The organism is Brevundimonas abyssalis TAR-001 (assembly GCF_000466985.1).
GTDB lineage: Bacteria > Pseudomonadota > Alphaproteobacteria > Caulobacterales > Caulobacteraceae > Brevundimonas > Brevundimonas abyssalis.
In genome coordinates, this window is record NZ_BATC01000033.1 from 20,059 (window position 1) to 28,383 (window position 8,325).

Sequence of the window (8,325 nt, forward strand, 5' to 3'; positions counted from 1 at the left end):
ACGCGTTAGGGTGCGGGGACAAGCCAGACAGTTCATGAGGATCATGCTGACCGACGCCGCCCATGCCGTGACGCCCCTGTCGCCGCCGCCCGCCTTGCCGCAGCGGCCGGCCCTGTTTCTGGACATGGACGGGGTGTTGGCGCCCATCACCGCGACCCCCGAGGGCGTCGGACCCGACGGCCGTCGAACCCGCGTGCTGGGCCGATTGCTGGAACGGCTGGATGGCCGGCTGGCGGTGGTGAGCGGACGCACCATCGCCGAGATCGACCGCATCTGCGAAGGCGCCGTGCCTTGTGTCGCCGGGATTCACGGGCTGGAACGGCGCGGCGCCGACGGGCAGGTGCGGCGGCTGGCGCCCCATCCGGACATGGCGCAGGTGCATGAGGCGTTGGTGGCATTCGCGCGCGACCGGCCGGGGGTCCTGATCGAGGACAAGGGGCTGGGCGTGACCCTCCACTACCGTCAGGCGCCGGATCAGGCGGACGCGGCGCGCGATCTGGCGCGCGCCCTGGCCGAGCGCCACGGCCTGACCCTGCAGCCCGGCGACATGGTGCAGGAGCTGAAGACGCCCGGCGCCGACAAGGGCCGCGCCCTGGCCGCCTTCATGGAGGAGGCGCCGTTCAAGGGTGCTGTCCCGGTGATGACCGGCGATGACCTGACCGACGAGTTCGCCTTCACCGCCGCCGCCGGACGGGGCGGGTTCGGGGTGCTGGTGGGCCCGCCGCGCGAGACAGCGGCCCTGTACGGCCTGAACGGCCCCGAGGCGGTGATGGACTGGCTCGAAACCCTGGCGGAGCGCGCATGAACGGCAACCGACCCAATCTGGACCTGGCGCCGATCGGCAACTGCGCCGTCTCCAGCCTCATCGACCGGCAGGGGCGACACGTGTGGTCGTGTGCGCCGCGCGTGGACGGCGATCCGGTGTTCTCGGCCCTGATGGATGGGGACGACCCGCAGCACGGCTTCTGGTCCATCGAACTGGACGGCCAGAAGCATGTGGAGCAGGCCTATGTGCGCAACACCCCGGTGCTGCGCACGGTGCTGACCGCCGAGGACGGGGCGGCGCTGGAGATCATCGATTTCGCGCCCCGCCACGCCAAGCACAGCCGCACCTATCGCCCCATCGCCCTGGCCCGCATCATCCGGCCGCTGCACGGCGTGCCCCGCGTCACCATCCGCATGCGGCCCGCCCGCGACTGGGGCGCGCGGCCCGCGCCGACCACTTCGGGCTCGAACCATATCCGCTATCACTGCACGGACCTGACCTTCCGTCTGACCACGGACTGTCCTGTGTCCCATGTGCTGGACGAACGCACCTTCCGGGTCGAGCGGACCCTGTCGTTCTTCTTCGGCCCCGACGAGGGCTATGATCAGGAAGTGGGGGCCGGCGTCGCCGCCGCCCGCGAACGGACCGAGGACTACTGGCGACAGTGGGTGCGGACCCTGTATCTGCCGCTGGACTGGCAGGAGGCGGTGATCCGCGCCGCCATCACCCTCAAGCTGTGCGCCCACGAAGAGACCGGCGCCATCGTCGCGGCCCTGACCACCTCGGTGCCGGAGTTTCCCGAGAGCGGGCGCAACTGGGACTACCGGTTCTGCTGGATCCGCGACGCCTATTACACGGTGCGGGTTCTGACCCGGCTGGGCGCCATCGACATCCTGGAGAACTACCTCGCCTATCTGCGGAACCTGGTGGACAACGCGGCAGGGGGGCACGTGCAGCCGGTCTACGGTGTCGGGCTGGAGGGCGCGATCACCGAGCGCATCGTCGATACGGTCGAGGGTTATCACGGCATGAAGCCGGTGCGGGTGGGCAACCAGGCGCACGAACATCTGCAACATGACGTATACGGACAAATTGTCCTGCCGCTGGTGCAATCCTTCTATGACCAGCGCCTGCTGCGCCCCGGGTCGGTGGAGGATTTCCACGCCCTGGAGCAGGTGGGCGAGCGCGCCTTCGCCGTGCACGACCAGACCGACGCGGGCCTGTGGGAGTTCCGCACCATTGCGCGGGTGCACACCTATTCCTCCATGATGTGCTGGGCCGCGTGCGACCGTCTGGCCAAGGCTGCGGACCAGTTGAAGCTGCACGATCGGGCCGAGGTCTGGCGGGAGCGCGCCGGGATCATCCGTGCACGGATAGAGAAGGAAGCCTTCGTGCCTGAGGAGGGCCGCTTCGCCGCCAGCTTCGGCGGGACCGAGCTGGACGCCTCGCTGTTGCAGATGGTGGAGCTGGGCTTCCTCGATCCACAGGACCCGCGTCAGGTGGCCACCTTCGACGCCATCGAGCGTGACCTGAAGAAGGGGCCGTATCTGTTCCGCTATGTGGAGCCGGACGACTTCGGCGAGCCGGAGACGGCGTTCAACTTCTGCACCTTCTGGTTCATCGAGGCCCTGCACATGAACGGGCGCGCGGACGAGGCGCGCGAGATGTTCGAACAGATGCTGAGCCGCCGCACCAATGCGGGCCTGCTGTCCGAGGACATCTCCCTGGGCGATGACGAACTGTGGGGGAACTACCCGCAGACCTATTCCCTTGTGGGGATCATCAACTGCGCCGTGCTGTTGAGCCGTTCCTGGACGGATGTGAGATGAGTCGCCTGATCGTCGTATCGAACCGTGTCTCCGCGCCGAAGGATGCGGGGGAGAGCTCCACCGGCGGGCTGGCTGCGGCCCTGTCGGCGGCGCTGCGGCGATATGACGGCATCTGGTTCGGCTGGTCCGGGGAGACCACCGAGACCTTCACCGGCGAACTGAAGATGGAGGATCGGGCCGGGGTCACCGTGGCCCTGGTGGATCTGGAGGCCCAGGATGTCGAGGAGTATTACAACGGCTACGCCAACAAGACCCTGTGGCCGCTGTTCCACCACCGGGTCGACCTGACCGCCTATGAGCAGTCGTACGGCCAGGGCTATGAGCGGACCAACGCCCGCTTCGCCGAGGTGCTGGCGCCCCTGATCCAGGACGACGACATCGTCTGGATCCATGACTATCACATGATCCCCCTGGCCCGGGATCTGCGGCGGCTGGGGATCAGGAACCGGATCGGCTTCTTCCTGCACACGCCCTGGCCGGTGCGCCAGTTGCTGGTGACCCTGCCGTTTCACCGCAGGCTGGTGGAGTCCCTGTTCGACTACGACCTGCTGGGATTTCACACCCAGGAGTGGCTGGACCTGTTCCGCGACTACGTGACCTCCGAGGCCGGCGGACGGCAGGTCGGCGACAACGGCATGGAGCCTTCGGCAAGACGGTGCAGGGCGGGGTCTTCCCCATCGGCATCGACGTGGACGGCTTCATCGCCGCGCGGGACTCGGCGCTGGGCCAGCGCACCTATGACCGCATGGCGGCGTCCTCGGCGTTCCGATCGATGATCGTGGGCGTGGACCGGCTGGACTACTCCAAGGGGCTGGAACAGCGGCTGCTGGGGTTCCAGCAGTTCCTCGAGGACAACCCCTCCATGCGCGGCGAGGTGTTCCTGCTGCAGGTGACCCCCATCTCGCGCGACGAGGTGGACACCTATCAGGACCTGCGGGCGCGGCTGGACGCCTCGCGGGCCACGTGAACGGCGCCTATGCAGATATGGACTGGGCGCCCGTGCGCTATCTCAACCGCACCTATCGCCGGGATCAGCTGGCGGGCATCTACCGGGCGGCCAGGGTGGGGCTGGTGACGCCCCTGCGCGACGGGATGAATCTGGTGGCCAAGGAATATGTGGCGGCCCAGAACCCGGAGGACCCGGGCGTGCTGATCCTGTCGCGCTTCGCCGGAGCGGCGGAGGAACTGCGCGAGGCCCTGATCGTCAATCCGTTCGCCCGGGAGGAGGTGGCCCAGGCCATCCACCGCGCCCTGACCATGTCGCGGGATGAACGCATCGAACGCTGGACCGCCCTGATGGCGGCGGTGCGGGCCTCGGACGTGGCCATCTGGCGCGACGATTTCGTCCGCACCCTCACCGCCCTGCCGGGCAAGGGCGAGGCCGCATCGGATCCGGACTGAAGCGGTCAGTTCCCCGCTATGATGCGTAGCTGCTCAGACGTGTTTTGATTTATGCGCAGTGAAAGCGTGTCGTAATCAGTCCACCACGCTTCTGAATCCTCATTTCTTTCAACTTCAGAAGCGGCCCTGATCAGCAAATTTTCTCCTTGCTGAACAAGGATAAACGCCTCTCTTTTCAATGGAACGAGCCTGTCGATCAGGGCCGCCTGTTCGACGTCTGTGGTCCCTGTGAGGATTTCTCGCTCCAGAGCAGCCAGCCCCTCCTCCACATTTGCGGCGATGCTCTCCGCGCGGCTGCGGATTTCGTCACGTGCTTGTCTTTGGGGAACAAGTCCGTTCAGAGCCTTGAGTTTAAATGAGACACCTTCCGTGAGCGCAGCTGAGGCATAGGCCAGATGTTGCTGCGATTGTCCCGGCGGGAACATTGCGGCCTGCGTGCGGAGAGAGAGCGCCTGTCCATCCATCATCAGCACAGGCCCATGAATCAGGGCCTCGATCCCCCGGTCAACAGCCCCCCGTTCTCCCGCTTCCAAAGAATCCGAGACTTCGATAAGCGACACCAACATTGCTTCAGCGGTGTCGGCCTGCTCGCTCAGCGTGTCGACAAAGCTGTTGATCTGGCGATCGGAGAGTTCGTTTCCAGACGCCCTCAAACCTTGAATCTCGACGGAGGCTTGCCGGATGACGGCGAGGGTCTGATCAATCTCGGGGCGACGAGCCCGGAGCGTATCCCTCCAGAGTCTGGCGCTGGCGTCCGGTTCAATGAACTGACTGGAGAAAAGACTTCCCAACGCGGTCTGTATTTGCAGCCCCGCGTCCAGCAATCTCGCCATGACCGCGCCCTGGTCCGCAAGCGTGCGCTCCTGGGCTGCGGCCCGAGCCATCATTGGCGCCGGGATACTGACAGTCCCAAGAGCCACTATAAAAATTGCTAGAATGACCTTGCGCATGACCGCCCCCCCAACTGCTCGCAGCGACCTTACCGCATCGTCGGAATGACGAAACTGGAGTCCGCGTGCTCCAGCTCCGAGTCCGGCCAGCGGGCGGTGACGGTCTTGGTCTTGGTCCAGAAACGGACGCCTTCCATGCCGTGCTGGTTGGTGTCGCCGAAGGCCGAGCGCTTCCAGCCGCCGAAGGTGTGATAGGCGACCGGCACCGGGATCGGCACATTGATGCCCACCATGCCCACATTGACCCGGGCGGCGAAGTCGCGGGCCGCGCGGCCGTTCTGGGTGAAGATGGCCACCCCGTTGCCGTACTGGTGCTTCGAGGCCAGCGACAGGGCCTCCTCGAAGTTCTCGGCCCGCACGATCTGAAGGACCGGGCCGAAGATTTCTTCCTTGTAGGACTCCATGCCCGGCTTGACGTGGTCGAACAGGGACGGGCCGATGAAGTAGCCCTTCTCATGGCCCTGCAGGGAGAAGCCGCGGCCGTCGATGACCAGTTCGGCGCCGTCCTTGACGCCCTGGTCGATCCAGCCCTCGACGCGCGTCTTGTGGGCGGCGTTGACCACGGGGCCGTAGTGGGCCTCTGCGTCAGTGGAGACGCCGACCCTCAGTTTCGGGATTTCCGCGACCAGCCGTTCGCGCAGGTCGTCGGCGGTCTTCTGGCCCACGGGCACCACCACCGGCAGGGCCATGCAGCGTTCGCCCGCGCTTCCGAAAGCGGCGCCGGTGAGGTCCTTGACCACCTGGTCCATGTCGGCGTCGGGCAGGATGACGCCGTGGTTCTTGGCCCCGCCCATGGCCTGGACGCGCTTATGGTTGGCGGCGCCGGTCTGGTAGACATAGTGGGCGATGTCGGACGAGCCGACGAAGCTGACGGCATGGACCAGCGGATGGGTCAGGATGGCGTCCACCGCCGTCTTGTCGCCGTGGACCACGTTCAGCACCCCGGCGGGGGCGCCCGCCTCCATCATCAGTTCGCCCAGACGGACCGGCACCGACGGGTCGCGCTCGGACGGCTTGAGGATGAAGGTGTTGCCCACGGCGATGGCCACGCCGAACATCCACATGGGGATCATGGCCGGGAAGTTGAAAGGCGTGATGCCCGCCACCACGCCCAGCGGCTGGCGCATGGAATAGACGTCGATGCCGGGGCCGGCGCCCTGGGTGTACTCGCCCTTCAGGCGTGGGGGATGCCGCAGGCGAACTCGATGACCTCAAGGCCGCGCTGGATGTCGCCTTTGGAGTCGGCGATGACCTTGCCGTGCTCGGACGACAGCATTTCGGCCAGCTCGTCCATGTTCGCCTCGACCAGGCGCTTGAATTCGAACATCACCCGGGCGCGGCGCTGGGGATTGGTGGAGGACCACGCTTCGAAGGCGTTCTGGGCAGCCTGGACGGCCTTGTCGACTTCGCCTTCGGTGGCCAGCTGGACCCGCGCCTGCACCTCGCCGGTGTTGGGGTTGAAGACGTCCCCGAAGCGGCCCGAGGCGCCCTCGAAGGAAGCCCCGTCGATGAAGTGGCGAATGTCGCGCATGTCCTGAGTGTTCCCTGATCTGGTTGTTTGGCGTCGTCTTAAACCCGCCAGGCGCCCGTGGCCAGCGGAGCGGCTGAGGAAGACCCGCATGGCGGTTTGACACGGCCGGGCGGCGCGGGTTCAGTGCCCGCCGGGGATGGAGGGGACGAATGCGGGATCAGGTCGATTCGACCGGGCAGGGGCGCGCGCACCGGCGCCGGCTGCTGTTCATTCCCGGCTACGACCCCCGTTCTCCCGCCGCCTATCACCGCATGTGGACCGAGGAGGCGCCGAAGCAGGCGGCGGTGTCCGGCGCCGTGATCGCGGTGGAGCGCAAGCACGCCGACGGCGATCATGCGCTGGGCTGGACGGTGCAGACGGTGATGGACGGGCGCGCGGCGGAGACCCGGGTCACCCTGCTGCGCTGGGACGATCTGGTGCGGGCCTGGTGGCTGAGAGGCGAGCGGCGGGTGATCATGCCATGCCCCGTTGGGTCGCGGCCATGGCCGGGGCGGGGCTCTATGGCCTGACGCGGCGACAGGCGCGGGCGCTGTGGCTGTGCCTGATGACGCCGCCGGTGATCCTGGGCGGGCTGATCGGGCTGATGGCTCTTCTGGCGCTGGCGGCGGGATTGATCACGCCCTGGGCGGCGCTCCCGGTGGTCGCCGCGGCGCCCTTCGTCATCGCCTGGCTGTGGCGGCGCATCGACGCAAGGTGAACTGCGGCTGGGTCAGCCAGTGCTTTTCCTACATGGCGCGCATCGCCGCCGATCCGCCGCCGGAGCAGGCCGCGCGCTGCGACCTGTTCGCCGAACGCCTGATCGCCGCGGTGGACGAGGGCTGGGCCGACGAGGTGGTGCTGGCGGGCTTCAGCCTGGGCGGCAACCAGGCGGTGCGGGTGCTGGCCCGGGCGCTGGAGATGCGGCCCGATCTGGGACGCGGGACCACGGCGGTCAGCCTGCTGACGCTGGGGCAGGGCCTGTGCATCCAGGCGGCGCTGGGGGACGAGACGTTCCGGGCGGCCTTGAGGGCCGTGGCGGCGGCGCGCTCCGTCGGCTGGGTGGACGCCACCTCGGCCTCGGACCCGGCCTCGGCCTGCACGCTCCATGCGCTGCACGGGGTGGTCCCCGCGCCGGATCCGGACCGGCCGGAAAGACGGGCGCCGCGCTTCCACAAGCTGCTGACGGACGAGCATTTCCGCGCCATCCGCCGCGATCCGCTGGCGTTCCATTTCCAGTACCTGAAGGCCACCGATCTGCCCGGCGGCTACGACTGGTTCGCCCTGGCGGCGGGGCCGGACTTTCTGATCGAGCGGAGCCCGGCATGAGTTTGTTCACCCCGCCGCGCCCGGCCACGGCGCCGGAGAAGCGCTCGACCCTGACCCAACGCATCGCCCTGTTGCGTTCCGGGCTCGGGACGTTCCGCGAGGGCAGCTACGGCCAGAAGATGGGCCGCCACGGGTTCCGCACCCTGCCCTTCTTCAAGCGGCGCTGGATCTTCACTGTGCGCGATCCGGATCTGGTGCGCGAGGTGCTGGTCAGGCGGGCGGAGGACTTCCCCAAATCCGGCCTGATGGACGCCATGCTGCGGGCTCTGACCGGCTATTCCATCTTCGTCAGCAACGGCGAGATCTGGGGGCGGCAGCGGCGGCTGATCGATCCGGCGCTGGAGCAGGCGCGGGTGCGCGACGTCTTCGCCCGCATGCTGGAGGCGGCCACCGTGGCCACGGCGCGCATGGAGGCCCTGGCCGACACGGGCGAGCCGGTGCGGGTGGACATGGAGATGACCCGCTTCGCCGCCGACGTGATCTTCCGCACCATCTTTTCGGAGCCCATTTCGGACGCGGCGGCCGAGCGGGTGATCGCCGCCT

9 protein-coding genes and 2 pseudogenes are annotated in these 8,325 nt (G+C 67.6%); 9 read left to right on the forward strand and 2 right to left on the reverse strand.

The features are described 5' to 3' along the window. Positions 1–34 precede the first annotated feature (34 nt). From otsB to MBEBAB_RS18700, 5 genes and pseudogenes are all read left to right on the forward strand, one after another. Positions 35–805, forward strand: a complete 771-nt coding sequence (otsB, locus tag MBEBAB_RS09380; protein WP_021697733.1) for a trehalose-phosphatase — start codon at positions 35–37, stop codon at positions 803–805. Beyond that, positions 802–2,595 carry a glycoside hydrolase family 15 protein gene (locus tag MBEBAB_RS09385; protein WP_021697734.1) on the forward strand — a complete coding sequence of 598 codons (1,794 nt, stop codon included), beginning with the start codon at positions 802–804 and terminating at the stop codon, positions 2,593–2,595. Before otsB ends, MBEBAB_RS09385 begins: the two co-directional genes overlap by 4 nt. Further along, positions 2,592–3,119, forward strand: a pseudogene (locus MBEBAB_RS18690) (trehalose-6-phosphate synthase); the annotation flags it as partial. The gene MBEBAB_RS09385 and the pseudogene MBEBAB_RS18690, both read left to right, overlap by 4 nt. A 131-nt stretch (positions 3,120–3,250) precedes the next feature. After that, positions 3,251–3,562: a trehalose-6-phosphate synthase gene (locus MBEBAB_RS18695; protein ID WP_373852906.1), complete on the forward strand. Its 312-nt coding sequence runs from the start codon at positions 3,251–3,253 to the stop codon at positions 3,560–3,562. Positions 3,563–3,594: 32 nt separating this feature from the next. Beyond that, positions 3,595–3,996 (forward strand): trehalose-6-phosphate synthase, encoded by a 402-nt coding sequence (locus MBEBAB_RS18700; protein ID WP_373852908.1) that lies wholly within the window; start codon positions 3,595–3,597, stop codon positions 3,994–3,996. Positions 3,997–4,001: 5 nt separating this feature from the next. On the opposite strand, the gene MBEBAB_RS09395 is transcribed toward MBEBAB_RS18700, so the two are convergent. Together MBEBAB_RS09395 and MBEBAB_RS09400 are read right to left on the reverse strand one after the other, a co-directional pair. Beyond that, entirely contained in the window at positions 4,002–4,946 is a 945-nt protein-coding gene (locus MBEBAB_RS09395) for a hypothetical protein (protein ID WP_148291488.1), read from the reverse strand. 29 nt (positions 4,947–4,975) lie between these two features. After that, positions 4,976–6,477 (reverse strand): annotated as a pseudogene (locus MBEBAB_RS09400) (CoA-acylating methylmalonate-semialdehyde dehydrogenase). Between the two features lie 149 nt (positions 6,478–6,626). Between MBEBAB_RS09400 and MBEBAB_RS09405 the strand changes: the two are divergent. The 4 genes from MBEBAB_RS09405 to MBEBAB_RS09420 form a co-directional block, all read left to right on the forward strand. Next, entirely contained in the window at positions 6,627–6,986 is a 360-nt protein-coding gene (locus MBEBAB_RS09405) for a hypothetical protein (RefSeq protein ID WP_021697737.1), read from the forward strand. Continuing rightward, positions 6,938–7,174 (forward strand): hypothetical protein, encoded by a 237-nt coding sequence (locus MBEBAB_RS09410; protein ID WP_021697738.1) that lies wholly within the window; start codon positions 6,938–6,940, stop codon positions 7,172–7,174. Before MBEBAB_RS09405 ends, MBEBAB_RS09410 begins: the two co-directional genes overlap by 49 nt. Next, positions 7,150–7,782, forward strand: coding sequence for a hypothetical protein (locus MBEBAB_RS09415; protein WP_148291489.1), 633 nt, complete (start codon positions 7,150–7,152; stop codon positions 7,780–7,782). The genes MBEBAB_RS09410 and MBEBAB_RS09415 overlap by 25 nt, the downstream gene beginning before the upstream one ends. Then, on the forward strand, positions 7,779–8,325 hold a 547-nt coding region (locus MBEBAB_RS09420), incomplete at its 3' end, for a cytochrome P450 (protein WP_045319143.1). The genes MBEBAB_RS09415 and MBEBAB_RS09420, both read left to right, overlap by 4 nt.